25 protein-coding genes are annotated in these 25,451 nt (G+C 57.0%); 17 read left to right on the top strand and 8 right to left on the bottom strand.

Going from position 1 to position 25,451, the window contains the following annotated elements:
• Positions 1–44: 44 nt before the first annotated feature.
• Entirely contained in the window at positions 45–1,076 is a 1,032-nt protein-coding gene (locus OHL22_RS23590; protein ID WP_263342270.1) for a YpdA family putative bacillithiol disulfide reductase, read from the bottom strand.
• Positions 1,077–1,177: 101 nt separating this feature from the next.
• Between OHL22_RS23590 and OHL22_RS23585 the strand changes: the two genes are divergently transcribed.
• The 4 genes from OHL22_RS23585 to OHL22_RS23570 are packed head-to-tail and all read left to right on the top strand — an operon-like array spanning position 1,178 to position 4,504.
• Entirely contained in the window at positions 1,178–1,450 is a 273-nt protein-coding gene (locus OHL22_RS23585; RefSeq protein WP_263342269.1) for a type II toxin-antitoxin system VapB family antitoxin, read from the top strand.
• Positions 1,447–1,839, top strand: coding sequence for a type II toxin-antitoxin system VapC family toxin (locus OHL22_RS23580; RefSeq protein ID WP_263342268.1), 393 nt, complete (start codon positions 1,447–1,449; stop codon positions 1,837–1,839). The genes OHL22_RS23585 and OHL22_RS23580 overlap by 4 nt, the downstream gene beginning before the upstream one ends.
• 32 nt (positions 1,840–1,871) lie before the next feature.
• A complete protein-coding gene (locus OHL22_RS23575) occupies positions 1,872–2,933 on the top strand; it encodes a lysozyme inhibitor LprI family protein (protein WP_263342267.1) in 1,062 nt (353 codons plus the stop codon).
• 29 nt (positions 2,934–2,962) lie between these two features.
• Complete coding sequence (locus OHL22_RS23570; protein WP_263342266.1) at positions 2,963–4,504, top strand: fumarate hydratase; 1,542 nt, start codon at positions 2,963–2,965, stop codon at positions 4,502–4,504.
• Positions 4,505–4,571: 67 nt separating this feature from the next.
• Here OHL22_RS23570 and OHL22_RS23565 read toward each other — a convergent pair whose 3' ends face one another.
• Both OHL22_RS23565 and OHL22_RS23560 read right to left on the bottom strand, forming a co-directional pair.
• Positions 4,572–5,333: a hypothetical protein gene (locus OHL22_RS23565; protein ID WP_263342265.1), complete on the bottom strand. Its 762-nt coding sequence runs from the start codon at positions 5,331–5,333 to the stop codon at positions 4,572–4,574.
• A gap of 192 nt (positions 5,334–5,525) precedes the next feature.
• On the bottom strand, positions 5,526–6,305 hold the full coding sequence (locus tag OHL22_RS23560; protein WP_263342264.1) for a hypothetical protein: 780 nt from the start codon (positions 6,303–6,305) through the stop codon (positions 5,526–5,528).
• 232 nt (positions 6,306–6,537) lie between these two features.
• Here OHL22_RS23560 and OHL22_RS23555 point away from each other — a divergent pair, with 232 nt between their 5' ends.
• The 4 genes from OHL22_RS23555 (at position 6,538) to OHL22_RS23540 (ending at position 10,467) form a co-directional block, all read left to right on the top strand.
• Complete coding sequence (locus tag OHL22_RS23555; RefSeq protein ID WP_263342263.1) at positions 6,538–7,119, top strand: c-type cytochrome; 582 nt, start codon at positions 6,538–6,540, stop codon at positions 7,117–7,119.
• Positions 7,120–7,184: 65 nt separating this feature from the next.
• Positions 7,185–7,655: a DUF3574 domain-containing protein gene (locus tag OHL22_RS23550; RefSeq protein ID WP_263342262.1), complete on the top strand. Its 471-nt coding sequence runs from the start codon at positions 7,185–7,187 to the stop codon at positions 7,653–7,655.
• Positions 7,656–7,928: 273 nt separating this feature from the next.
• Entirely contained in the window at positions 7,929–8,990 is a 1,062-nt protein-coding gene (gene mqnC / locus OHL22_RS23545; RefSeq protein WP_263342261.1) for a cyclic dehypoxanthinyl futalosine synthase, read from the top strand.
• Between the two features lie 232 nt (positions 8,991–9,222).
• A complete protein-coding gene (locus OHL22_RS23540; protein ID WP_263342259.1) occupies positions 9,223–10,467 on the top strand; it encodes an Ntn hydrolase family protein in 1,245 nt (414 codons plus the stop codon).
• Positions 10,468–10,576: 109 nt separating this feature from the next.
• Here OHL22_RS23540 and OHL22_RS23535 read toward each other — a convergent pair whose 3' ends face one another.
• The 3 genes from OHL22_RS23535 to bshC all read right to left on the bottom strand — a co-directional run bounded on the left by OHL22_RS23535 (position 10,577) and on the right by bshC (position 14,193).
• The gene (locus OHL22_RS23535) at positions 10,577–11,383 is read right to left on the bottom strand and encodes a hypothetical protein (RefSeq protein ID WP_263342258.1); all 807 of its coding nucleotides are present in this window, start codon (positions 11,381–11,383) and stop codon (positions 10,577–10,579) included.
• Positions 11,384–11,517: 134 nt separating this feature from the next.
• Positions 11,518–12,420, bottom strand: a complete 903-nt coding sequence (locus OHL22_RS23530) for an alpha/beta hydrolase (RefSeq protein WP_263342257.1) — start codon at positions 12,418–12,420, stop codon at positions 11,518–11,520.
• Positions 12,421–12,582: 162 nt separating this feature from the next.
• Positions 12,583–14,193, bottom strand: coding sequence for a bacillithiol biosynthesis cysteine-adding enzyme BshC (gene bshC / locus OHL22_RS23525; RefSeq protein ID WP_263342256.1), 1,611 nt, complete (start codon positions 14,191–14,193; stop codon positions 12,583–12,585).
• 241 nt (positions 14,194–14,434) lie between these two features.
• Between bshC and OHL22_RS23520 the strand changes: the two genes are divergently transcribed.
• From OHL22_RS23520 to OHL22_RS23505, 4 genes are all read left to right on the top strand, one after another.
• Positions 14,435–15,163: an NUDIX hydrolase gene (locus tag OHL22_RS23520; protein ID WP_263342255.1), complete on the top strand. Its 729-nt coding sequence runs from the start codon at positions 14,435–14,437 to the stop codon at positions 15,161–15,163.
• Positions 15,164–15,452: 289 nt separating this feature from the next.
• Positions 15,453–15,686, top strand: coding sequence for a cold shock domain-containing protein (locus OHL22_RS23515; protein WP_263342254.1), 234 nt, complete (start codon positions 15,453–15,455; stop codon positions 15,684–15,686).
• Positions 15,687–16,003: 317 nt separating this feature from the next.
• Positions 16,004–17,791 carry a DNA polymerase/3'-5' exonuclease PolX gene (polX, locus tag OHL22_RS23510; protein WP_263342253.1) on the top strand — a complete coding sequence of 596 codons (1,788 nt, stop codon included), beginning with the start codon at positions 16,004–16,006 and terminating at the stop codon, positions 17,789–17,791.
• Positions 17,792–17,982: 191 nt separating this feature from the next.
• On the top strand, positions 17,983–18,609 hold the full coding sequence (locus tag OHL22_RS23505; protein ID WP_263342252.1) for a hypothetical protein: 627 nt from the start codon (positions 17,983–17,985) through the stop codon (positions 18,607–18,609).
• Positions 18,610–18,683: 74 nt separating this feature from the next.
• On the opposite strand, the gene OHL22_RS23500 is transcribed toward OHL22_RS23505, so the two are convergent.
• Entirely contained in the window at positions 18,684–19,514 is an 831-nt protein-coding gene (locus OHL22_RS23500; protein WP_263342251.1) for a coiled-coil domain-containing protein, read from the bottom strand.
• 379 nt (positions 19,515–19,893) lie between these two features.
• On the opposite strand from OHL22_RS23500, the gene OHL22_RS23495 reads away from it, so the two are divergent.
• Complete coding sequence (locus OHL22_RS23495) at positions 19,894–21,030, top strand: citrate synthase (protein WP_263342250.1); 1,137 nt, start codon at positions 19,894–19,896, stop codon at positions 21,028–21,030.
• Positions 21,031–21,102: 72 nt separating this feature from the next.
• Here the strand turns inward: OHL22_RS23495 and OHL22_RS23490 are convergent, their stop codons facing one another.
• Positions 21,103–21,672: a DinB family protein gene (locus OHL22_RS23490; protein ID WP_263342249.1), complete on the bottom strand. Its 570-nt coding sequence runs from the start codon at positions 21,670–21,672 to the stop codon at positions 21,103–21,105.
• 230 nt (positions 21,673–21,902) lie between these two features.
• Here OHL22_RS23490 and OHL22_RS23485 point away from each other — a divergent pair, with 230 nt between their 5' ends.
• Genes OHL22_RS23485 through OHL22_RS23470 form a run of 4 tightly spaced genes read left to right on the top strand, consistent with a single transcriptional unit; the run spans position 21,903 to position 24,881 of the window.
• The gene (locus tag OHL22_RS23485) at positions 21,903–23,093 is read left to right on the top strand and encodes a cysteine desulfurase family protein (protein WP_263342248.1); all 1,191 of its coding nucleotides are present in this window, start codon (positions 21,903–21,905) and stop codon (positions 23,091–23,093) included.
• A 10-nt stretch (positions 23,094–23,103) separates the two neighbouring features.
• The gene (gene mnmA, locus OHL22_RS23480) at positions 23,104–24,270 is read left to right on the top strand and encodes a tRNA 2-thiouridine(34) synthase MnmA (RefSeq protein WP_263342247.1); all 1,167 of its coding nucleotides are present in this window, start codon (positions 23,104–23,106) and stop codon (positions 24,268–24,270) included.
• Between the two features lie 3 nt (positions 24,271–24,273).
• Positions 24,274–24,627 (top strand): nitroreductase family protein, encoded by a 354-nt coding sequence (locus OHL22_RS23475; protein ID WP_263342246.1) that lies wholly within the window; start codon positions 24,274–24,276, stop codon positions 24,625–24,627.
• Positions 24,627–24,881, top strand: a complete 255-nt coding sequence (locus OHL22_RS23470; protein WP_263342245.1) for an aminomethyltransferase beta-barrel domain-containing protein — start codon at positions 24,627–24,629, stop codon at positions 24,879–24,881. The genes OHL22_RS23475 and OHL22_RS23470 overlap by 1 nt, the downstream gene beginning before the upstream one ends.
• The last annotated feature ends 570 nt before the right edge of the window (positions 24,882–25,451 follow it).

Genomic DNA, 25,451 nt, shown 5'->3' with positions numbered 1-25,451 from the left:
AGCTCCACGCCGCAGCACAATTCCGCGGCGATCGGGCCCTGCTATTACCGCTTCGCAACCAGGCTCTTCGCAATCTGGCGTCCATGAAATCTGCCGTTTTCTATGAAGATTTCATTGGTGCGCGCCCCGGCGACAATTACGCCGGCCAAATATATCCCTGGAACATTACTCTCCAGCGTCTCCGGATCGCATATCGGCAACCGGTCTGCCCCCTCAGACCGGACACCGAGACTCGCGAGAAATTCAAAATCCGGATGATACCCCGTCAAGGCAAAGACAAAATCATTCTTTAGACTGACTTTGCCATGTGAAGTCTCCAGCTGCACGGTGTCCAAGGTAATTTCCGCAACGCTCGAATTGAAGTAAGCCCCGATCTCTCCTGCTTTGATGCGGTTTTCGATATCCGGCTTGATCCAGTACTTCACATGGCGATGGATATCGGGCCCCCGATGCACCAGCGTCACGCGCGCGCCGTGGCGCCAAAGTTCCAGAGCGGCGATAGCCGCCGAGTTCTTCCCGCCAATTATCAGCACGTCCAACCCTGAATATGGATGCGGATCGTCGTAGTAATGCTTGACCTTAGAGAGATCCTCTCCGGGAATTCCGAGATAATTGGGCAGATCGTAATAGCCAGTCGCCACGATCAGCTTCGCGGCCTTTAGAACGCTTTCCCGGCCAAATCGATCACGCAGCAGCACCTGAAAGGCTCCGTCAGCCCCCGCCACCTGCTCCACATTCTGATACTGTCTCACATCCAATCGGTAATAAGTCGCCACTTTGCGGTAATACTCGAGTGCCTCAACGCGAGTCGGTTTCGGATTCGGGCTTGGAAACGGGATATTTCCAATCTCCAGCAATTCCGAAGTCGTAAAGAAGGTCATGTGGGCCGGATAGTGAAAGAGCGAGTTGCACAGACAGCCCTTATCCACCAGCACTACCCGAAAACCTGCCTCCTGCGCATCGATCGCGCAAGCCAATCCCGTCGGTCCGGCGCCAATCACCAGTACGTCGTAACGAACTTCGCCAGCCGCCTGACCGGTCGCCTGCAGACTTGCCTCCAGAATTACATCGCCCATTCTTCTAGCTTAGGCCAAGCTGCAAAGTTGCCCTTACACAAGGTTTAAGTATTTTTCACGAAAAGGTATAATAATATATTAGATAGGTAGAAAGGTAGATTATGGGTAGCCTGAACATCAAGAATCCTCATACAGTCGAATTAATTCGAGAGCTGGCAACAAAGAAAGGCATCAGCCTCGTCTCCGCCATCACTCTGGCAGTTGAGGACAAACTGGCAGAAGAGAAAGCCGCAGCGTCCCAAGCTTCCGCACCGGAAGCTCGTTACGAGCGCCTCATGGCTTACGCAGGTGAATTCGCGCGCAGAGTGCCACACCCAATTCACTCCTGGCAGATTGATGAACTGCTTTACGACGAACATGGATTGCCGAAATGATTATCGATTCTTCAGCACTGGTTGCCATCATCACCAGCGAACCAGATGGTCCCGTACTTGCGCGGGCAATGAGCGAAGCATCCGCACTTAGCCTCTCAGCCGTAACATACTTTGAGACCTGCATCGTCATTGATAAGTACCGTGATCCGGTCCTCAGCTTAGGTTTGGACGACCTTATCCAGGATCTCGACATTGAAATTGAACCCGTCACCAGCAGCCAGGCGCGCACCGCCCGCCAGGCCTACCGCGACTACGGTCGCGGCAGCGGTCACCCGGCCAACCTCAACTTTGGCGACTGCTTCGCTTACGCTCTCGCTCGAGAAAAACGTGAGCCGCTGCTCTTCAAAGGCAACGACTTCATCCACACCGACCTGCGCCCCGCCAGCTAGCCCTGCAATACTTACGCCGTCGGAGGTTCTTCATGCGAGCGCTTTTCCTTCTTCTCGCCGCCGCACTTCCCATTCATGCTCAGGACGCTCCCTCTGACCAATGCAAGGAATTCGCCACTGTTCCGCTTCCTTCTGAGGCGGCCGTAGCAAAACCCTCGGAATATCCCGCCTGCGAATCCTACAAGTCCTACGCCGGCATCGGACACCCCATCGATTATGCTGGCGCCCGTGCCTGCGCCTGGCAGGAACGCGCCGCTCAATTGGCCGATCTTCAGCCTCGAAATGGGATCGCTGCCGTCTTCGGAGGGTCGGCAATGCTGACCGTCCTCTATGCCAACGGTGAAGGCGTTCAGCAGAATTTCCCGCTCGCTCTTCGCATGGCATGCGAAGCAGGGGGCGCACCGGCAGAGATCAAAATCCGCCTCGATGATCTGCAGAAAAGACAGGACCATCCGGATCCAAAGGCAGCCAAGTTCGACTTCTGCAATGACATAACCAGCGGATTCATGATGGGATTTTGTACAGCCCGCTCCGAAGAGATAGATGGTCAGATGCGTAGTTCCAAGTTTGCCCAGCTTTCCCGAAGCTGGTCGCAGCCGCAACAAGCTGCCTTCGAACACATGCTTTCGCTTGAGGCTGAGTACGCCGAAGCTCACGCCAGAGGCGAAATCGATCTCTCCGGCACAGCCCGAGCCATGTTCCAAATCGATGCTGAATCGAGCCTCAAGGACGACATCCTCGCAGCGATTCAGTCCTTCGAAGCTGGAAAACCGCCTCATGCCACGGCCATCACTGCTGCACAGGCCGACGCAGAGCTCAACCGCGCCTATCGCAAGATGCTCCAGGAGGCCGAAGACCATAAGGACGAATACGGCGCAATCCAACCAGAGGGCATCCGTGCGGCCGAACGCGCTTGGCTTCGATACCGCGATGCGTGGCTCGGCTTCGCGGAACTACGCTATCCCGCAGTTCCGCGCGAGGTTTGGCTCGATCTGCTGACCAAAGACCGGACACTCATCCTTCTCGGAAAGTCCTGCGGCGCCCTCGAAGAGTGCGACGGAGAGGAACAATGGAGCCCTCGTCCGTTACCCTAGTAGGTTGACCTCTCTGGAGTCCCTTTGTCATGACCATTATCAAGCAGGAAGACTTCATCGCCAGCGTTGCCGGCGCATTGCAGTACATCAGCTATTACCATCCCACCGACTACATCACTAGCCTCGCCGCCGCTTACGAGCGTGAACAGTCTCATGCCGCTAAAGACGCAATGGCGCAGATCCTCATTAACAGCCGCATGTGCTTCGAGGGTCATCGACCCATCTGCCAGGACACTGGCATTGTCAATGCCTTTGTGAAACTGGGCATGGATGTTCGCTTCGAAGCCGCCGCTGGCGAAACTCCACTCGATCTGCAGCAGATGGTCGATGCCGCCGTCCGCCGCGCCTATCTCGACCCGGATAACAAGCTGCGTGGATCTATCCTCGCCGACCCCGCTGGAGCCCGCAAGAACACCAAGGACAACACTCCCGCAGTCGTCAACGTGGAGCTCGTTCGCGGCAATACGGTCGAAGTCACCGTGGCCGCGAAAGGCGGCGGCTCAGAAGCCAAGAGCAAATTCGCGATGCTCAACCCGTCCGATTCGGTCGTCGAATGGGTACTGAAAACAGTTCCTACCATGGGTGCGGGCTGGTGTCCGCCCGGCATGCTTGGTATCGGCATCGGGGGCACCGCTGAAAAAGCCATGCTTCTAGCCAAGCAATCCTTAATGGACCCGATCGATATTCAGGACCTCATTGCTCGTGGCCCCAAAACCACAGCAGAAAAACTCCGTATCGAGCTGTACGACAAAGTTAATCGCCTCGGCATTGGTGCACAAGGCCTTGGCGGACTCACCACCGTGCTCGACGTGAAAGTCCTCGACACTCCCTGCCATGCTGCCAACCTGCCTATCGCTATGATCCCCAACTGCGCTGCCACGCGCCACGCGCACATCGTTCTCGATGGTTCCGGTCCAGTCTTCCTCGATCCGCCTTCGGAAAAAGACTGGCCGCAGCTCACGTACGACGTCTCGACTGCATCACCCGTCAATCTTGACACCGTCACCCGCGAAGAAGCAGCATCCTGGAAGCCCGGCCAGGTTCTGCTGCTGACCGGCAAGCTTCTCACCGGCCGCGATGCCGCGCATAAGCGCATGACAGACATGCTCAGCCGCGGCGAAAAGCTCCCCGTCGACTTCACCAACCGCTTCATCTACTACGTCGGGCCCGTCGATCCCGTCCGCGAAGAGGTCGTCGGCCCAGCCGGCCCCACTACTGCGACACGCATGGACAAGTTCACCCGCCAGATGCTCGCGGAAACCGGCCTGCTCGGCATGGTCGGCAAAGCCGAGCGCGGCCCTGTTGCCATCGAGGCTATCAAGGAGTTTGGAGCCGTGTACCTCATGGCCGTCGGAGGCGCGGCATATCTTGTCTCCAAGGCCATCCATGGCTCGCGGCTTCTCGCCTTCGAAGATCTCGGCATGGAAGCTATCTACGAGTTCGATGTAAAAGACATGCCCGTGACAGTAGCCGTTGACTCGAAGGGCACCAGCGTCCACAACACAGGCCCTGCCGAGTGGCAGCATCGCATCGCGGAGGATCTCGGCGGAGTCCCCATCCTGCAACAGTAATCAGGCCCAAAAGAAAAGGCGCGGACTCAAGTCCGTGCCTTTTTGCCTGAATCGACCGGTGCTGCCGTTACTGCTTACCCCAACGCACCACAACGCTGGCGGTAAATCCGAGGTTGTTCTGGATAGAGGAACCGAAATTGGTCATCGTGTACTCCGGCGAAACACGAAAACCTACTCCGGGACTAAAGTTATACTCCACCGGAGCCGCCACATTCACCGCTACTGCCCCGCCATTCGGGTAAAGCCCCAGCTCAGCCGAGGTGAAAGACCCTAGATCGCCGGAGGAGTTCATCCAAGCACCACCCGCCATCACACGGCCAGACACCGAATATTTCGGCTCCAGCAGAAACCGGTATGTTGGTCCGCCCATCACCATGTACTGGCTGACTGCCGGCTTGTAGACAGCGGTATTGCTTTCCTGGTTCGGACCAATATAAGCCGATCCGTAAAATCCGCGGCCATCTACCGTCACGCCCAGGCGCTCGCTGTAATAACGAGTTACACCCACATTCCACGCATACTCGTTCGCCCTTTGCAGCTGGTCGCCGGGCGTAAACCGCATATAGCCAGATCCTACATACGCTTCATACAGATGCGTATATACATCCTGCAGCGCCGCTGCGCGCCGTTTTTCACGCCGGGCCTTAAGCCTGGCCTGTACGGTCAGTGCTCCGGAGGTCTGCGGCGCGGGCGCTTCCGGAGCTTGTTGTGCTTGTGATTCGGGCTGAGAGCTGCTGCTGGCCTGAGCCTGCAGTTGAGAAGCATTCAAACCAAGGCTGGCGGAAAGAACAGTGGCCAGCAAAACCATAAATCTACGCGACGAAACCATCAGGATCGAGATACCTCCAGGCCTTTCGGGAGACTTGCTCCCTTTCGTATTAAATCATCCTGAAGCCACCGCGCCCGGCTGCCGGCCGCCGTATCTTCGGGATTTCCAGAAAGGTGGAAGTGTTAGGACGGTCCAGCAACCCCTTTCGTTATCGGATCGCGGCCAAATGCTCCTGCGATCCGCATCTCCGCCTCAGCCGGCCTGATCACCCGAAGCCGATTTTGCCTTCAGCTTTTCGATGTCTGCCTTTAACAGCTCCAGATCAAAACCTGCGGGCGAGCCTTTTTTCGTCAACCAGTCGTGGCCTAAAAGCGCGTACGCTTCGTCCGCATACTTATGCCAGAAGTCGACCGTCATCCGCTTCGTTTTTCCCCAGGTGATGCAGGTAAAACCGCGCTCATCATACTTCGGCACAAACACCGCGTGACCGCCCCAGGTTCCCGCCTTGCCATGCGGATTGTGGCTCGGCACCACGTCCCACACCTCCTGCTTCATCGCCGAAGCGGGCAGATTCAGCCCGATATAAACCCCACCAAACAGGTGAATCGCCTGCCGCACCTGCCGCAGATCGGTATAGTCAACCCCGGTAAAAGCAAATAGCTTGTGCCGGTCAAATCCATTCTTGCGCCATTGATTCAGCACTTCCAGTTCTGAGCCGCCTCCATCCGTCCTAGTCTTGCCGGGCTTATAGCCATCCCACTTTTCGTAGTAATGCAGAATGATCGCATCGTGTACGGTTGTCTCCGCCCCTGTATGCGTGGACCAGATCTGTACGGCATGAGCCGCAGCGGCTATTGTGCAATCCCCATGCACATCGTTCAGCATCATGCCCCAATCCTCCGCGCCCTTTGTCCAATCCAGCGAATGCGGAGGAGCCGGCAAATGCTCTTTCAGATAATCGCCCAGCCGCAGAGTCCTATGGTCGTTCTTCACCGACCCTCGACCCAGTTTCATCATTGAGTGATCGCTCATTTTTCCCTCTCCAGACAACCAGCCTTCCCGCGCCTGTACGGCAGCAACCGCCACATCGATGTCGGCGCATGAGCATGTACCGCTGGGTAATCTGCGCTTTACCGTGCCAAATTCGCACTCCATTTGTCCAGCAATTTGCACATTGAACTTTGCATTGCAAAGAATTTAGCGCTAACGCTACGAAATACTGCAAGTCCATGCTTATCATTGGAAAACCGGAGGTTCGCAGTCGATGTTTCGATTCCTGTTCGGAATTATCCTGGGAGTTCTGATTGTTCCCGCCGCCGTCTGGCTTTGGTTCAGCCACGGTCATCCGCCTGTTGCCGTGGCCGATCCGCCATTGCCATTTGAGCGCCTCATTACTGGCGTTCCATTGCACGCGCGCATCGACCGCGAAATGCCCGCTAGCCCACCCATCGCTGCCGATGAAGCCGCGTTTGTCGCCGGCGCGCAGATCTACCGCGAACAGTGCTCGTTCTGTCACGGGATCTATGGCAACCCCTCTGAAGTCGGCAAACACATGTTTCCCGACGCTCCGCCGCTGTGGCAAAAGCACCACAACGGCCAGGTCGTCGGCGTCAGCGATGACCCACCAGGCGAGACTTACTGGAAAGTAGCCAATGGCATCCGCCTCACTGGCATGCCGTCCTACAAATCCGTCCTCTCCGACACACAGATGTGGCAGGTAAGCCTTTTGTTGGCTAATGCCGACAAACCTCTGCCACCCGCTGCACTTACGTTTCTCAAGACGCCGATCAACTTCGATCTCACGCCACAGTCAACGCCTTCCGCGACTACGCCGGTAAAGAAGTAGGTCAGCCCACCTAGCCTTCCGGTGTAACCTGCCGGAAGGCATCTTCTTTAAAGGCAGACATATTCATGATCCGAGTAAGCCTCCGCCGTATTCTCCCTATCGTTCTGGCCCTCACAGCCGGACTCGGCATATCCCATTACGCCGCCTCGCTTCAGTCCACTCCAACCGCGACTCTGCACGGAGACAAAGCTCACCCTGCAAAAACCGCAGGCTGGGTCGATACCGAGCTTTACTTTGGTCTTGGTCCGGCTGGCGACCTGAGCAAAGGCGTCAGCGAAGATGGCTGGCGAGAATTTCTGGATCAGGAAGTGACTCCGCGCTTCCCCGACGGCCTGAGCGTAATGGACATCTACGGCCAGTGGCAGGGTAAACATCAGACCAAACCGGAACGCATCCGCTCCAAAATGCTCGTTATCCTCTATCCGGGTACCCCGGAAAATGACGCCAAGATCGAAGCCATCCGCGTCGCATGGAAAAAGAAGACCGGCGATCAATCCGTCCTAAAGGTCACGAAACCTGCGGAAGTTTCCTTCTGAGCCATGCTTTCAGAGAGTCCACAAGAACTCCGCTAGCCATCGCGAGAATTCCAAAGATCGCCCATCGACTTCGTGCGTCGCCCCAAAATGCGTCGTAACCGAACGCGCATGCAGCGAACGTCCAGAGAATCATTCCGGATAACTGTAGGACTCGAATGAACTTGAAATTCACGGCCAAATGCTCTCATAGACCTATTCCACAGTCAATGACCAACAAGAATGAGCCAGCCGTCAATAATTTCAGAAACGGCGCGATGAAGCTAGAATAGGCCTATGCCGATTACCCGCCAGCAGGCTCTCGACTACTTCCACTCCGATGACCTGATCGGCCTCGGCATGGAAGCTGACTCCATTCGCCGCCGTCTTCACCCGGAAGGCGTTGTCAGCTACATCATCGATCGCAACATCAACTACACCAATTTCTGCACTGAGTACTGCACCTTCTGCGCCTTCTACCGTCCGCTGCCTAAAGAAGGAGTCAAGAACCCAAGGGCCGACGAAGGCTACATCCTCTCGTTCGAAAAGATCTACGAAAAGATCGCAGAAACCATAGAGATGGGCGGAACTGGTGTCCTGATGCAGGGTGGCATACACCCTGATCTCAAGATCGACTGGTTCGAGAGCCTCTTCACCGGCATCAAGCAACGCTTCCCGCAAATCTGGTTGCACTGCCTCTCCGCCAGCGAAATCCTCGCCATTGCTGAATACTCAAACCTCACCCTGCGCGACACCATCGCCCGCCTGCGTGACGCCGGTCTCGACTCCATCCCCGGCGGCGGCGCCGAGATTCTCGACGACGATGTGCGCCATCGCATCGCACGCCTCAAGTGCCGCACACAGGACTGGGTCGATGTCCACCGCACCGCCCACCAGCTCGGCATGCGCACTACCGCGACGATGATGTTCGGCGTCGGCGAAACCTTCGAGCAGCGCATCAACCACTTCGAAGTCGTCCGCAGCCTGCAGGAAGAAACCGGCGGCTTCACCGCTTTCATACCCTGGAGCTTCCAGCCCAACCACACCGCCCTCGGCGGCCGCGGCTGGGACGAAGCCACCTCAGTCGAATACCTCAAAGTCCTGGCCCTCTCCCGCCTCTATCTCGACAACATCGAGAACGTACAGGCAAGTTGGGTTACGCAAGGCCTAAAGGTTCTCGAACTGGGCCTGCACTTCGGCGGCAACGATGTGGGCTCCGTCATGCTCGAAGAGAACGTGGTCAAAGCCGCAGGCACCAGCAACTGCACCACAGAAGAAGAACTGCGCCGCATCATCCGCGACGCCGGCTTCAAACCCGTACAGCGCGATACGCTCTATCGCACCATGTTCCTGAACTAGTGCGTGCAGTCGTTCTGCATAGACTCGCTCGGATCTGCCACCACGCTATTCGATCTATCCGCCTAACATCTTGGGAACCCAGATTGAACGAAGGTATCGCGACCCGTATACTTCAAATTACAGCTACTTGGCCCTCGTTCATAGCGTTATTGAGCTTGTATCACCATTTGATAACCGTATAAGAGTCGCTTCGATATCTAAATTCGATTAGTGGCAGTAACTGGGAGGCGGAGTGAAAACGTCCTATCTGGCAGTTGTACTGTGTTTCGCGTCAGGATCGTTGATGGCCTTGGAAAGGCTGCCCAAGGTGCCGACAACCGGGACCGTAAATGTCTTGCTAGCAAATAGTAATGGCATAACTATCGTTACTGATAGCCGTGCTAGTGGTCCAAATGGCGAAATAGTCAATGACAAATCGCAGAAGCTGTTCCAGCTTGATGCGCAGACAGTCTGCTCGATCGCGGGATTTGGAGCGGATCCTGGCCCATACCGAAAGCTTGGGGAATCCGCGGCTGGCGTCATCGTCGCGTTCAGCGAGGGTTTAGCAAATCCGCCCAAACACCTCAGCTTTCGTCAGAAGGTATCGGCGCTAACATGGGAGTTGGCCGAGCGTCTTGCTGGCTTGGAGTCGGAATGGCAATACGCTCAACATTCACGCCCACCCAGAAACGATACTCTCGTTATGCTGTTTGCAGGATTCGATCTCGATGGGACGCCGACCGTGGCTAAGATTGAAGTTTCGGTCATTCCCGAACCCGTGTCCGGAGCGAAGTTCCAGTTCCACGGCAAAGTGACCAAAATAGAATATGAACGCGTCGGCCGACGTCTGATTACGTATACCTCTGGAGTGGATGAAGCTGCAAAGGAAAGGCTCAAACACCCGGAAGCCTTCAAAGAAGAGAAGGGACTGCAGGCTTACGAACAGGCGCTACGAACAGGCAAGACCGCCGACATGACGATAGAGGGGCTTGAAACTTTGGCACGCTCTCTCGAGTTCGTTGTAGCCGGGAGAACTCCAGTAGTCGGAGGTCCCGCTCAGCTTGCAAGCTTGCACGACAATAAGGTTACCGTAACTCTTCCGGATGATCTCATTCGATTTCCTCCCCCATTCACAAACGGGATACTTGTCGGCTCCGGTGCTTCCGGCTCCCCTCTTTCATTGGCGATCTACACAGAACCTCATACTGTATTTGTTGATTTTCATTGTGATCATTCCGCTTTCAGACTTGATGACATGATGCTTATCGGAGGCGTGTACGAAGGATGTAATTTCTTTTTCAACGGAGGTGAATTTTACCGGGATCCATCCGTGATCGTTAGAGGCGGACGACTAATCATAGGTCCGAGGGTCGACACTTCTAACTATTATTATCGGAAGGCTCATGAGTCTATGCCTGAACTCGAGGTGGTCAGTTACAAGCAATTGCCGAACGCTGACACCGTGACAAATCGGATGTTTAACTACCTGCCCCAATAGGACCCACCTCGCGTTGCAGCCCTCCGAAAATTCCATATGTTTTCCCGCAGCATCGGTCAGGCGTTCAGAGAATCTGGGTCGGCCTAGCTGGCTAGCTTCCACAACTCATCTATCGCGGTTTCAAGTTTTCGAGTCTTGAGACCGCCTTGCACTCCCCATCTCCACCCGTACGCCGCACAAACTCCGGATCCATCGCATCATTCGCACGCCCTTCATACGGTGCAACCGTGATACACCGGCAACCTGCTTCCTTCAGCGTGACATTCTTCAGCACATACTCGGGCGAAATCGACTTCACCAGGATCTGCTGCGTGCTCATCGGATGTTGCGCGTCCAGATAGTACGAGTCCTTCACCGAGAAGCCCAGCCCACTGAACGCCGGGAAAATCCCGTACTTACTCTTCAGCCAGCTCCCCACTGGACTGTATCCCTCAAACGCCTTCGCAGCATACGTCAACGAATGCGCCAGCGAGATCGGCACATTATCACCTGCGTCATTATTGAAACCACGTGCAAAGCAGAATGCTCGCGTGTCGTCATCATTCACTGGCCCATCGCAGGCCTTTGGGTCGATGCCCAGATCCCGTTGGATCGCCGCGAAAACATTCGGCCACGTCGCCAGCACCGCATCCGTCACCTCTGGATGCAGCGGCTCGCAGCGCATCGCTACCAGCGTCTTTGTGTCATCGTTCACCAATCCCGAATACAGTGGGAAATCCTTCAGTGCCACCGGCGGCTCATAGAAAGCCGTGGCTGTAGCAAAAGCACGAAGAGCACCCGGTTTATTCAGTGTCGTTACCGCGACGCCTGCCGGCACAAACGTGATGCGCAGAAAATCATTTGGCGTAATCTCGCGCACCTGATCGGTCGTCACAACCGCATCCGGCTGCTGGGCCAGCATCTCGGATGCTGGCAACACACAACTCATTCCGGCAATGAAAGTCCAGACCGCACACCGCAAAAGCAAAGCTCGCATAGCGTTTCCCCCGCGCACCAGAGAATAACCTGATTCCCGCAGAAAGCCTACGTTACGCGCGTGACTGGCAGGAGCTATTTATGTCCCGTAGCGGTTTCATCCACCGTCAACGCTCCGCGGTCGCGCAGCCAGTTCTCCAACAACATCGGCCATGTATCCAGCGCAGCGCTGCCGCTGCCCAACCCACTGCCATGGCTTCCATGTGCGAAGATGTGCATCTCCACCGAAGCGCCTGCATTGATCATTGCCTCATAAAAACTGAGCGCCTGCTCCACCGGCACTGTCCCATCGTCTGTTGTGTGATAGATAAACGTCGGCGGCGTGTCCTTCGTCACAAACAAGTCCGGCGAATACGCCTTGCGCAGCCGTTCACATTCATCCCGATGAGCTGGCAGTAATCCCGTCAGTTCGCAATACGTCAGGTGCGCCGTATTCGTCGAGATAGCGCCAATCCACGGATATCCAAGAATCAGCAGATCAGGCCTGCTCGACACACGCTCGATTGGATCTGCGGCACTCTGGTCACCCGGCACCGGCTGCGTTCCGGTAAGTGCAGCTAAATGTCCGCCTGCGGAAAATCCAATCACCGCGATCCGGTCTGCGGCAATGTGATACTCCTTTGCATTCGCGCGCACATATTGCACCGCGCGCCGCGCATCGATCAGGGGCACCGGCAGCATATATTTCTTTCCCAGCCGGTAACGCAGCACGAACGCGGTAAACCCGTGCGCAGTAAACCAGTCCGCCACCTCGCGCCCTTCCAGAATCGAAGCCAGACCCATGTAGGCGCCGCCCGGAATCACGATCACGGCACTGCCCGTATCGCGTCCAGGTTGAGGCTTTAACAGACTCAGCGTTGGGATATCCTCACACCCATCGCCTTTGGCCTGCGGCGCATCGCCTGGCCACAAGCGAATCGTCGAGATACCCAGATAAGCATCGGACGCCGTTGTCTCGGTGCATCCGCTTGAAGACACCACGCTCTGTGCAATGCCCGGACGAGCAAGCGACAGAACGATGATTAATCCTGTTGAAACGAAAAAAGAGCGTAAGGCTTCACGAAAGAAAAACAGACCCACGAAACACCCCGGACGGAGAGGAGTTGGTGGACATAAAACCTGTGCATTGTCCGAGGCGAATTATAGATGAATGAGCTTATGCCCTGGGCAACCACCCGCTGCTTCCTCGATCACCTTATCGATCAAAGGCTCGCCATAGCGGGCAAGAAAATATGCCGCGCCAATCAGCCGCTCTTGCAGCCCGCGATGCGGATAGAGAGCTTGCGTTATCGCCTGCGCATGCCGCGCCAGCGACTCTTCTTTCTGCAGCTCGAAATTCGCCGCCATGCGCCGCAAGCGGTTCATCTGGTAACGCATCTTGCGGGCCGAGGTCTCCGCCGAGCTACCCAGCCCTTCATCCATCGCAGCCATATATTCCGTAAGCTTCGTCAGTTCAGCATCCAGCGCGTTGCCGGCTACCGATAGCAGCTTCTTACCCTCTACCGGCATGGCCCGCGCTGCAAGCCGCTGTGCAAGCTCTTGCTCCGTGCTCCCGAACACCGTCTCTATCGTCAGCTCATGCTGCGCCAGCAGTTGATCGATGGCTGGTTCCACCAGCGTGGCCGAAAGCCGCGGCAAAACTGGCGTCACCCGGCCAAGAATGCGTTCATACAGGACTTGAGACTGTGCGAAATACGCAATCTCCGCCGGACCGCCGATATACGCTGATGTCGGCAATATCTGATCCTGAAACAGAGGTCGCAGCAGGGCAGACGGCGAGATCCGTTCCGGCTCACTCGTCAGTATGCCCAACAGCTCTTCGGTCGAATACTTCTCGCGTCCAGCCTGCCACAATCCACCCGGCTCAGTCGCCGAAGAAGCACTCCGCCGCAGTGCATTCCGCGCTCCTGTCTCCGCATCGATCAGGAACAGCAGGCTTCCGCGCTCGGCCACTGCAACCTGCGCATGATACCCGGCGGCAACCAGTTCCCTGTTGCGCTCTTCCAATGCGGCATGCAACTCATCAGCGCGCTCAATCGCCGCGCGCAGCACCGGCGCACCGAGCGCATGCACCTCGCGGCCAGCTGCATCGAGCACCAGCAATCCACGACTCGCAAACACCTTGCTGTAAAACTCCGCAAACGCTCCAGCCAGCGTGTTTCCCGGCCGGTACGCAGCCGACAACCACTCCATGGCATCCGAATAGCCGAGCAGCTCCCACGCCGCATCGAGCAGTGGCGCAACGGACTCGTCCAGCACTACACCGCCGACGCGAACCGCGGTTTCGGGAGCGCTCGCATAGGTCAGCGTCTTTAACTCTCGCCGCGCCGGGAACGTTACGTGGTTCACTTCCGCGAAATCGTGATCTTCGCTCGCCAGCCAGAAGACAGGGACATGTACTTGTCCTACTTGCGAAGCAGCGTCCGCCAATGCAATCGCTGTTGCAGCCTTGAATGGAGTGAACAGTGGGCCGCCAAACAACCCTACCTGCTGCCCGGTCACAACCGCGCCAGCGCCTTGACGAAGCTTTTCCAGCGACGCTTTCAACTCGGGTGCTGAATTCTGTTTCTCCAGAATGTCTGCAAGCGTATTCCGCGCTTCCGCATCCTGCCGTCTGGCCGAGTGATACCAGCTACGATCGCGTGCGCCTGCGGGATACCAGCGGCGTGTGCTTCCTTCTCCCGCACAATAATCCAGATAAAGCCGCGAGTGGCCCGGCACGACAGTGACAGGGAAACATTCAGCGTTCAAGACTGGCCTTCTTCCCTTCCTATGGCGACTGAATACAGGACGCGCAACTTCGAGTGTACCTGCACGAGCTGGAGAAGCGGACAGGCACATCCCGCACAGCATTTACTCGGATGCAAATTGTCCGCAAAGGATGCGAAAAAGCGCACTTCGAAACTCGCCGCTTCTATCTCTCATCGATCCGTCGATGGTGATACCGTAATCTTTGGCGATTTGCCAATCACTCAGTTCAGGAGCAGCCAGCATGACGGCGCAACGCAAGAAGACCGGAAGCGAAAAAACGCACCCCTCCGTGGCATCTACAACCGGTACAAAAAGCGTCACAACTGAAAAAGCGAAGAAAGCTGCCAAGCCCTCTGGCAAACAGAAGCCCAGCAAGAAGCCGGTAAGCAGGAAGCTCACCCCCACCGGCAAGGAAGAAGCACAGCTCCTCGAATCGCAGGTCGCCTTCGAAGGTCCGCTCTTCCGTGTCATGCGCGACCGCATCATTGAGCCAAGCGGTGTTGAGTCCAAGCGCGACGTCATCCGCCATAACGGCTCGGTCGTCATCCTTGCCGTAGATCTAGGCAAACGCAAAAAAGATCCCTGGATCGTCGTCGAGCGCCAGTTCCGCTATGCTGCCGGACAATTCCTCTGGGAGCTGCCAGCCGGAAAGCTCGACGCCGGCGAAGAGCCTATCGATGGCGCAAAACGCGAACTGGCCGAAGAAACCGGCTACGGCGCAAAGAAATGGTCGCATCTCATCGACTACTTCGCCAGCCCCGGCTTCCTCGCCGAATCCATGAAGGTTTTCCTCGCCGAAGGGCTCATTCCCGGAGATGCGCATCCGGAAGAAGACGAGCAGATCGACTTTCGTCTGGTCCGTCTATCGGAACTGCTTGCACTGATTGATAAGGGTGGAATCAAGGATGGAAAGACCCTCACCACCATCCTTCTCTATGCCCGCAAACTCGGAGTCAAGCGAAAGAAATAAGGCGCTGCAATCGCAACAAAATTAAAAAAGCTCTTCTTTTTTCGAAGAAACGGCGAAGTTTTGCGAAATTTCTGACCGCAGTTGCGTTCAACTTTTCGCGAACCTCGTGCGTCAGTACCTGTAGCGGCTTCCCTGAAGCAGAATCCGCACAACCGTATCCACCGGTGAAGATGCCAGACCGGATTTTCCAATCAAGGAAAAATCCAGCTTCACCGATTTCGGACCGGACAGGCCTATGCGGATTCTGCTTTAACCGTCGCCAGTATCGAAAAAGGAAGGGTGAGAACCTGTGGCTCAATACAAAGGCACAGTCAAGTGGTTCAACAATGCAAAGGGATTCGGCTTCATCGGGCGTGAGGACGGACCAGACGTTTTCGTACATTACTCAGCCATTCAGGTAGACGGATACAAGTCCTTGAAAGAGGGCGACGAGGTAGAGTTCGATATCGTGAACGGGCAAAAGGGTCCTCAGGCGGACACAGTGGTCCGCCACAAGGACGCAAGCCCTTCAGCGGCAGCGTAAACACTCAGCCATACCGGGGCGCTCGAGTGCTGAAACTGCGAAATCTTCATTAGATTCTTAGGGCCCTTCCTTTTATACGGCCAGCATGATCCAGAGCAAGACCGCCGGAATCATGCACTTGTTGATCGCGCGCCCAGGACCTGCCAAGGTTTGGGATTCTAATCTCTCTCCTATCTCAAACAGACGCGGTGGTGTGTTCAGCTATGAACAGGCAACATACCACCGCTCTGTGATGGCGGTATCAACAGCTTTCACAACCACGGATGTGGCTGCTGTCACGCGCGTAGAGGATACTGTCCACGGAGAGTACTCTTCGCATGGACAATCTCACCCTCACGCGTCTGCTATCGGAAACTGCCGATCTTCTTGAAATCAGCGGCGCGGATTCCTTTCGTGTCCGCAGTTATCGCCGCGCTGCTGACGCCGCCGAACAAAGCACAGTAGACCTCGCATCGCTTGCAAACGACCCAGCGCGTCTGCTCGAAGTACCCGGCATCGGCAAGAGCATGGCCGCGAACATCAAGGCCACCGTCGATACTGGTTCCATCCCTCTGCGCGATGAGCTCCTCGCCAAATACTCGGCCGGAATCCTCGACCTGCTCAAACTTCCCGGCATGGGCCCCAAAACCATCGCGCTGCTTTGGGATGCCGGCGTTTTCCTGGCTCCAGCAAACACGACTTTAGAACCAGCCGAAGCCGCAATTTCCTCGATAGATCAGCTTGCGTCCGCCATTGATGCCGGACGGCTCGCCGGCCTGCCCCGCATGGGCGAGAAGCAGATCGAAAAGCTGCGCCGCGGCATTGACGAGTTCCGCAAATCCGCAGGCCGTTTTCGCATCGACGAAGCGGAAGAATCCGCCGAGCGCGTTATTCAATACCTGCTTGCTTTCCCTGGCATCGAGCGTGTCACGCCTGCCGGATCGCTGCGCCGTGGCCGCGAAACCTGCGGCGACCTCGATCTTCTTGTCACCGGCCCCGCCTGCGAACCGGGCCAGACCTCAGCCGCCATCGAATACACTGCCGCATTTCCTGGCATCCGAGACATCATTGCCAAAGGCGAAAACAAGGTCAGCTTCTACCTCGCCAACAGCCTCCAGGTCGATGTGCGGCTTCTCCCATCGCGCTCCTACGGAGCCGCGCTCCAATACTTCACCGGCTCCAAAGCGCATAACGTCACACTGCGCCAGCGCGCGCTCAAAGTGGGCTACACCCTGAGCGAATGGGCGCTCGCCCGCCTCGACGATGAATCCGTCGTGGCCTCCGAAACCGAGGAATCGATCTACGCCGCTCTCGGCCTCGACTGGATGCCGCCGGAGTTGCGCGAAAACCTCGGCGAAATCGACGTCGCAGCGCAACACAAACTGCCGCGCCTCATCGAGCAATCCGACATCCGCGGTGATGTGCACATGCACACCTACGCAACAGACGGACGCAACTCCATCCGCGAAATGGCCGACGCTGCTCTTGCCCGCGGCTACCAGTACATTGCCATCACCGATCACTCCAAAAACCTGGCCATGACCAACGGCCTCAATGAAGAGCGCGCCCTCGAACACATTCAGCACATTCGTGAAATCGATCGAGAAATGACCGGCCAGATCCGCGTCTTCCCCGGTATCGAAGTCGACATTCTTGGTGACGGCGAGCTAGACCTTCCCGACTCGGTCCTGGCCCAGATGGATGTCGTCATCGCCAGCATCCACACACTCTTCAACCAGCCTCGCGAGCAGATGACCGAGCGCATCCTCCGCGCAATCGAAAATCCCTATGTGCGAATCCTCGGCCATCCTACCGGTCGTCTTCTGCTGCGCCGCGAGCCCTTCGCCCTCGATCTACCCTCCATCCTGCGCCGCGCAGCCGAATTGGGTGTTGCAGTCGAGCACAACGCCGCCCCGGAACGGCTAGATCTGAGTGATCGTGACCTGCGGCTGGCCAAAGAACTGGGCTGCAAGATCAGCGTCAACACCGACTCACACGACACCCGGCATTTCGACAAAATCCGTTATGGCATCCGCCAGCTTCGCCGTGCATGGCTCACACCGGGCGACGTCCTGAACACCCTTGGTCCGGACGAATTTCTTGCCGCTTTGCGGCCGCATCCCTGAACGGACTTCCGCGAAACTGGATTTGCCAATACCCGGCCCGTGAAACCGGCCCAAAATGGGAGTAAGATGAGTTCGCTGAAGCAGTTCTCACGCAAATCCGCTCCAGAAACCGCCGTCTTTCAGGTCGTTCCTCTGAAAAAGGCCTTCCGTCGCGAGGTTTTGAAAGTTTCAGATCAAAGGAGAATTGCCCCATGAGCCTCCTCCAGATACAAAACGATCCCGTTCATGAGCACGACGCCAGCTCCGAAGGTGAAGACCTCGCCAAAGGCAGTAGCCATATCATCTGGGCTGCTATTGCCGCCGCGGTCGTCATCACCGCAGCCGTCTGGATCTTCTGGGTCTTCATCCACAAACCGCCGGTCGCGGCTGGCGCAGTCACCCAGATGTGGGCGCACGGAGTCCACACACTTAGCACCCCCATCGATGCCAACGGCGTTCAATACACCCCTGAAAACTTTGACCAGGTACTGGTCTTAGCCAACCTGAGTATTCGCAACCAGAGCGACAAACCCATCGTCCTGCGGGACGTTATGACCAATGCGACTTTTGAGGATGGACCGCACTCCAGCTATATCGCCGGCGCAGTTGACTATCAGCGCATCTTTGTCGCCTATCCGGAGCTGAAGAATTTGCAAGCGTCGCCGATCATCCGCGAGACCGTCATCTCTCCGGGACAGACTCTCTCCGGAATGGTCGTCTCATCCTTCCGCGTAACCAAAGAGCAGTGGGAGTCACGCAAAGATCTCAGCTTCACGGTGCAGTTCCAGTACCACCCCGATCTCACGCTCACGCCAGCAGGCCCGATCCAGACAATCTGATCAGGCCTGTTGGCGCATTCGCTACGCATCTGTACAGACGCTCCGATGAAGCGGCCTTCGAAATTGATGAAGTCTTAGTTGATCGATGGCGGTGCAGGCGCACTCTTCGGCGTTGAGAGATACCCCGTCACCGTGTTCTTCGCCGATACGTTGTTCACGACAATCTCATAGAGAGCCGGATCCTTGCCGCTGTAGAACTGTAGTGGTTCATTCAGGTTGCGGTCTTTCTTCTCATACCGCTTATCGTCCGCATAAACATCCAGCGTGAACCGGCTCTTCTTGGCGTCTGCCTTCTTTAACTCCAGGCTTACCGTACCGACTGGCTTGCGCTGCCCCTTCACCAGCGTGAATTCGTAATAATTCCGGTCGCCCTTATGCTTCAAGATCTCCAGCTCATCATGATTACGCGCAATCAGACTGCTGTGGTCGCTCAGGTCGCCCTTCATCGACTGCAACTGGCTCACAGCCTGCGCCAGGTCGCTCTGCGTCTTGGCGACGTCGGTCTTCACGCCACCCACATCGGTCTTCACATCAGACACTGCGCTCGAAACCGCTGTTACCTGCTGGCTGGTCGCACGCTGCGCACTTTCCAGCCTTGCGCTGTCTGCCTGCTCACGTCGCAGAATCTCCTGCGATCGCAGTTCAAGCTGCTTCTGCGTCAGGCCCAGCGATTGTCCCAGTTCCTGCGATGTCACCTTGAGCCGTGCATTGGTCTCTCTCAGATCGGCCGCCAGCTTCGCGTTGTCTTCTTTGGCCTGGGTCAGCGCCGTCTCCTGTCTGTTAAGACGGGTTGAAAGCGTGTAACTCCAAACCAGCGCTCCGACGCCAAGCAATACCGAAGCAGCCACTACTCCAAGCAGGGCTCCCGAAACCGATCTCGACGGGGTTGCATCCAATTCGCTCATATCCGCACCTTTCTCCGGCTTCGTCGTGAATATACCGCTCGGGCCGTTTCGTTCTCTGCGCTACCGTTACCGCTTTCATCCGGATTCCAGCATTGTAATCACAGCGCAAGCTCCGGATCGCAATAAGCATACTGAAGTCTGCCGCAATCGGAATACCGGAACTGTTAGCGCCGCTCTTGCGCGGGCAGAAGCAGTCAGTCTCACCCTGAAATACGCAAAAGTGACAACCATGGAAGCGCTGCGCTATAAAAAGGTTGCTGGCCCGCTTGTCATTCGCGGCGACTCTCTTTGAGCCATCCCCACAAACTAGGCGGCCTGTTGATACGTCTCTACCTTGTAGAGACTGCATCTACCTCATTTTTAGGAGCAACACACACGTATGTCGACTGCGACAGCTGGTAAGGGACTGGAAGGCATCGTCGCCACCAACTCGGGCATCTGCTGGATTGATGGCGAAGCCGGTATTCTCTCCTATCGCGGCATCGATATCCACGAGCTTGCCGAGTTCTCCAACTTCGAGGAAACCACCTATCTCCTCTGGTTTGGCCGTCTGCCCAGCGCAACGGAATTGAAGGAATTCAACGCACAGCTCGCCGCCGCCCGCGTTCTCGATCCGGCGATCATCCAGCTTCTGCGCAGTTTCCCGGCCGGCGCGACCCCCATGGAAGTGCTGCGCACCGCAGTCTCCGCGCTCAGCCTCTACGACGCAGACGAAAAAGACAATCTGCACGACTCCAACGTCCGCAAGAGCTTTCGTCTGACCTCTCAGATCGCCATGATCGTCGCCAACTACGATCGCCTGCGCAAGGGCCTGCCGCTCGTCGAAGCAGACAAAACCCTGAGCCACGCTGCCAATTTCCTATGGATGCTCAATGGCGAGAAACCCTCCGAGACCGCGACCAAGACGATGGACATCGCGCTCATTCTCCACGCGGATCATGAGCTCAATGCCTCTACTTTCGCCGCGCGCGTCATCGCAGCAACCCTATCCGACATCCACTCCGCTGTCACCGGAGCCATCGGCGCTCTTAAGGGCCCGCTCCATGGCGGAGCCAATGAAGCCGTCATGCGCATGCTGCAGGCCATCGACGCAGCCGGCGCTGACCCGGTCCAATACGTACGCGAGATGCTCGCCGCCAAGAAGAAGGTTTCCGGTTTCGGTCATCGCGTCTACAAGACCGAAGATCCACGCGCCACTCACCTGCGCCGCATGAGCGAGCAGCTCTCCAAGGACTCCGGCGTCACCAAGTGGTACGATTGGTCGCGCAAGATCGAGCTTTTCATCAACGCGGAAAAGCACCTCAACGCCAACGTCGACTTCTACTCCGCCTCCACCTACACCACGCTTGGCATCGACCTCGATCTCTTTACGCCGATCTTTGCCGTAAGCCGCATCGCCGGCTGGGCTGCACACGTCATCGAGCAGCTCGATGACAACCGCCTTATCCGCCCCCGCGCCGAATACATCGGACCGGCATATCCCTACGCTTACATCCAGATGACGCAGCGCGGATAACGCGCATCTGCACACCAGCAAATACGATGGGCGCCAAGTCGGCGCCCTTCGCATTTCCTAAAACTCTTACTGCTATTTCCGGCTTGCCGGAGGAACAATCCCATTCATGCGCAGATACACGCACATCTGCCCATAATGATCCATGAAGTGCGCAATGCCAAACGCCGCCATTCCGCCGCGGGTGCCGCTCTTCGTCATAACGAATGCGTTTTCGTCCGTAATCCCGGCAATGTACTTATGTGCTTCTGCAAACGACTCCTTCAGCGCCTTCACGATGTCGTCCTTGCTCGTAAGCGTGCCGATTGCCTTGCTCTTGTCAGAAGCAGGCGCATCCGGATCATGGAAGAAATAGTAGTTGGCCTGCGCCACATGCTTCACTTCTTCCCCAAACGACCGCACATCCTTGAATTCACCGCCTGCAACCGAAGGCTTGAATCCATACTTGTCCGCCGGCATCGCCTCGGCTGCATCGACAAACTCCTTCTCCATTCCGGAAAGTAATTTGTCATACGTGGCGGAAGGGGAAACATGTGTCCCTGGCGGCGGTGCAGCCGGCTGCGTGCCCTGGGCACTGACAAAGGTGGACGCGGCGGCCAGGAGACAACAGCCAAGCAGAGAGTGAAAATGCGACTTGAATTGCATACGATTCAGCTCCTCCCATGAAAGCGGCGCGAACTTGAGGTCTCGCCGCGCCTCGACTCTATCAGGCTTGCAACGCATTTATCTATCTTTTCCCTACCGGAATTGGCGCAACCCGCACTTTCCAATGCCACTTTCCCGCCGCCAGCCCCTTGCAAACCGCCATTCGGCTTCGTAAGCTATCTTGCAAACCAAACTCCCCGTACAATGAGGAGATAAGGAGATCTACGCCCATGCGCCGAGTCTATATGGACGCCAACGCCACCACCCCCCTCTTGCCCGAGATTGTGGAGGCTATGCGCCCATACTGGATGGAGCACTTCGGCAACGCCTCGTCGATCCACCAGCAGGGCCAGCGTGCCCGCACTGCCGTCGATGAAGCTCGCGAGATCCTCGCTCAGTTCTTTAACTGTCACGCTGCAGAGGTCGTCTTCAACTCCGGCGGCACCGAGGGCGACAACACCGCTCTCTTCGGCCTGCTCCACCCCGGCGATCACATGATCACCACCTCCATAGAGCATTCCGCCGTCATCGCCGCCGCAGACCGTCTAGCACAGGAAGGCATCGAGACCACCAAGATCGATCCGCAGCCCAACGGCCTCATCGATCCGATGGATATCCTCCGCGCCATCCGGCCCAATACCCGCCTCATCAGCGTGATGCTCGCCAACAACGAGACTGGCATCATTCAGCCTGTCGAAGAGATCGGCAAGATTGCCGCTCAGACCGGCGTTTACTTCCATATCGATGCCGTTCAGGGCGCGGGCAAGATTCCGATCGATGTCCAGAAAATCGGTTGTCACCTGCTCAGCATCAGCGGCCACAAGATGCACGCCCCTAAAGGCATCGGGGCCATCTACATTCGCAAGGGCACTCCGGTAAGCTCGCTGATCGTCGGCGGAAGCCATGAGCGCCGCCGCCGCGCCGGCACGGAGAACGTACCCTCCATTGTCGGACTCGGCAAAGCTGCGGAAATCGCCATGCACGCACTCGATTCCGGCGTCATGCACCGTCTCGGCGAACTTCGCGACCGCCTAGAACAAGGCCTGATATCGAAGATTTCTGGCACCGGCGTAAACGGGGTAAATACGGACGGCTCCATCGCCCCACGCGCCGCCAACACCAGCAATATCTGGTTCGACAACCTCGAAGGCGAAGCTCTGGTCATCGCCCTCGATCTAAAGGGTTTGGCCGTCTCCGGCGGCTCAGCCTGTCACTCCGGAAAAACCGAGCCTTCGCACGTGCTCATGGCAATGGGTCTGGACAAAAACCGCGCCCGCGCCAGCCTGCGCTTCAGCCTGCTCAAGACCGTCACCGAAGCCGACATAGACTACGTGCTCTCGGTCGTTCCCGAAGCTGTAGCCCGTCTGCGTGAACTGGCCCCAGCACCTGAGCCCACGTTCAGCGCGACCGCACTCGCATAACAGGTCCACAATGGCAACAACAGTCTCTTCAGTTTCAAAGCAGATAAACCCGGAGGTATCCGAGGTCATCGCCGTGGCCATGTCCGGCGGCGTCGACTCCTCGACCGTCGCAGCCATGCTGCACGCCGAGGGTCACGAAGTAATCGGCCTCACCCTTCAGCTATGGGATCAGAACCGGCTCGCCGGCAAGCCCGGCGTCCCCGACGCACCCAAGGCTGGCCGCTGCTGCTCGCTCGACGACGTCTACGATGCCCGCCGTGTCGCCGAGACCATCGGCATCCCCTATTACGTCGTCAACCAGCAGGATCGCTTCGAGCACGATGTCGTGCAGCCCTTCGTCAACGACTACCTCAATGGCCGCACGCCAATCCCCTGCTCGCTCTGCAACAACCACCTCAAGTTCGACCAGCTCCTGCTCACCGCTCGCCAGATCGGCGCCGATCGCATCGCCACCGGCCACTATGCCCGCAACGAGTACGACCCCGCGCGCGGCCGCTGGATCCTCAAGCGCCCCGCCGACCGCGCCAAGGACCAGACATGGTTCCTGTTCGGATTAACTCAAGACCAGCTGGCGCACACACTCTTCCCCCTCGGCCATCTCACCAAGCCCGAGGTGCGCGAAGTTGCGCGCGAGAGCAAGCTGCACCTCACCGACAAGCCCGATTCGCAGGAAATCTGCTTCATCCCCGGCGGCAACTACAAGCAGTTCATCGCCAACTACCTCGATGAGCAGGGCCGCGAGATGCCCGACTCTTCCGGCGAACTCGTCTCCACCTCCGGCGAGACACTGGGCCGTCACGAAGGCATTCACAACTTCACCGTCGGCCAGCGCAAGGGCCTTGGCCTCACCGCACCCAACCCGTTCTACGTCCTCAACATCGACGCCACAAGCCGCCGCGTCACCGTAGGTCCCGAGTCCGAGCTGACCTCACCGATCCTCCACGTCCACCGGCTCAACTGGATCGCCATCCCCGGCCTCAATCAGCCCCGGCGTGCCCAGGTCAAGATCCGTCACGTCCATGACCCCGCACCAGCCCTGCTCGAGCCCACTGTCGGCCCAGACGGCTCAGATCGCGTAAAGATCACCTTCGATGAGCCTCAGCGCGCCATCACCCCCGGCCACTCCGCCGTCTTCTACGACGGCGACGAAGTCCTCGGCGGCGGCTGGATTCTATAATTCATGGGTACAACCACCATCCAATACGATGATTCTGGATTAACTGTCACGATTGCCGAGGGAGACGGTAGTTCGCGTACGGTTCAACTACGGTGGAATGCAATCGAGAGAGTGAATGCGTTTAAGCGCGATATCTTTGCCTACGATCTAATTTGTCTAGCCATCTTCTTCGAAGACCAAACAATCGAATTGGACGAGCAAATGGAAGGATGGGAGCCAGCTGTAAAGGCTCTTGCCGAGCACTTACCTGGCATGCCTAGTTACTTGAATTGGTGGAAACAGGTAGCTCACCCGGCTTTCGAAACCAGCTTCACGGTTCTGTTCTCGCGGCAACACAAGTCAAGCGCGGCGAATTAATGGCATTCCTGATCGTCCTGCACGACAATGCCAAGAGTCAAATTCGCTACTGCCGCGCCGCCCAAGCCAGCCCATCCGGCTCACCACCAGCCTCAATGTGCCCCAACCTGCCAGTTGCTCAGGTCTGCCACCGCTTCATACGACGCGCAACGCGTAAAAAATCAATCTTCGACGAGCCTCAACGCGTTATCCCCGGCCACTCCGCTGTCTTCTACGACGGCGACGAAGTCCTCGGCGGCGGCTGGATTCTGTAACCGAGCAGCGGTGTATCGAACCTCTACAGTCTTCAAACCAAGAAGTCTTTGCTCCCTGAGTTCGGGACGCTATCGGTTAAGATGTAAGTGCCATGGAACAGTATGCTCATCTACTTATCTCATCGGACCCTAACTTTGTACCTGAACCAGCGCAAATCGAAGCATTTTTCAATCTGATCCTTCTCTCGTTCAGCTTCGAGATCACAGTCGTGCCTCCTTTTCAACCCGGACTGATCGTGCGTACACCTTCGGCAACGCCTCGAATTGCCCGAAATCCATTGACAGGAGAAACGCGTTCTTTCCCAAGCTCTGACCGAACCAAGTTAGAGAAACCTTCGGAGATTCCCCAGGCGATTGAGAAGTCGCCTCATGTCACAATTAGCGCCTCAGGCAGATGGCCCTCTTACAAATCCCCAATCTTGCTAATAACTACCGATGAAGCGCCTTTCAAAGATGATTATCTGTGTGCTGCTAGATGTAATCTTCGACCCGACACCGTTTGCACTAGTGACAAGTGGGTAGACTCCGGAGAAGGCGAGATCAGGTTCGATGACCCTAACGGTCCCAAAG

It is taken from the genome of Acidicapsa dinghuensis (assembly GCF_025685685.1).
Taxonomy (GTDB): domain Bacteria; phylum Acidobacteriota; class Terriglobia; order Terriglobales; family Acidobacteriaceae; genus Acidicapsa; species Acidicapsa dinghuensis.
The sequence above is the reverse complement of the archived record's forward strand: the minus strand, read 5'-3'. Positions and strand labels throughout refer to the sequence as shown.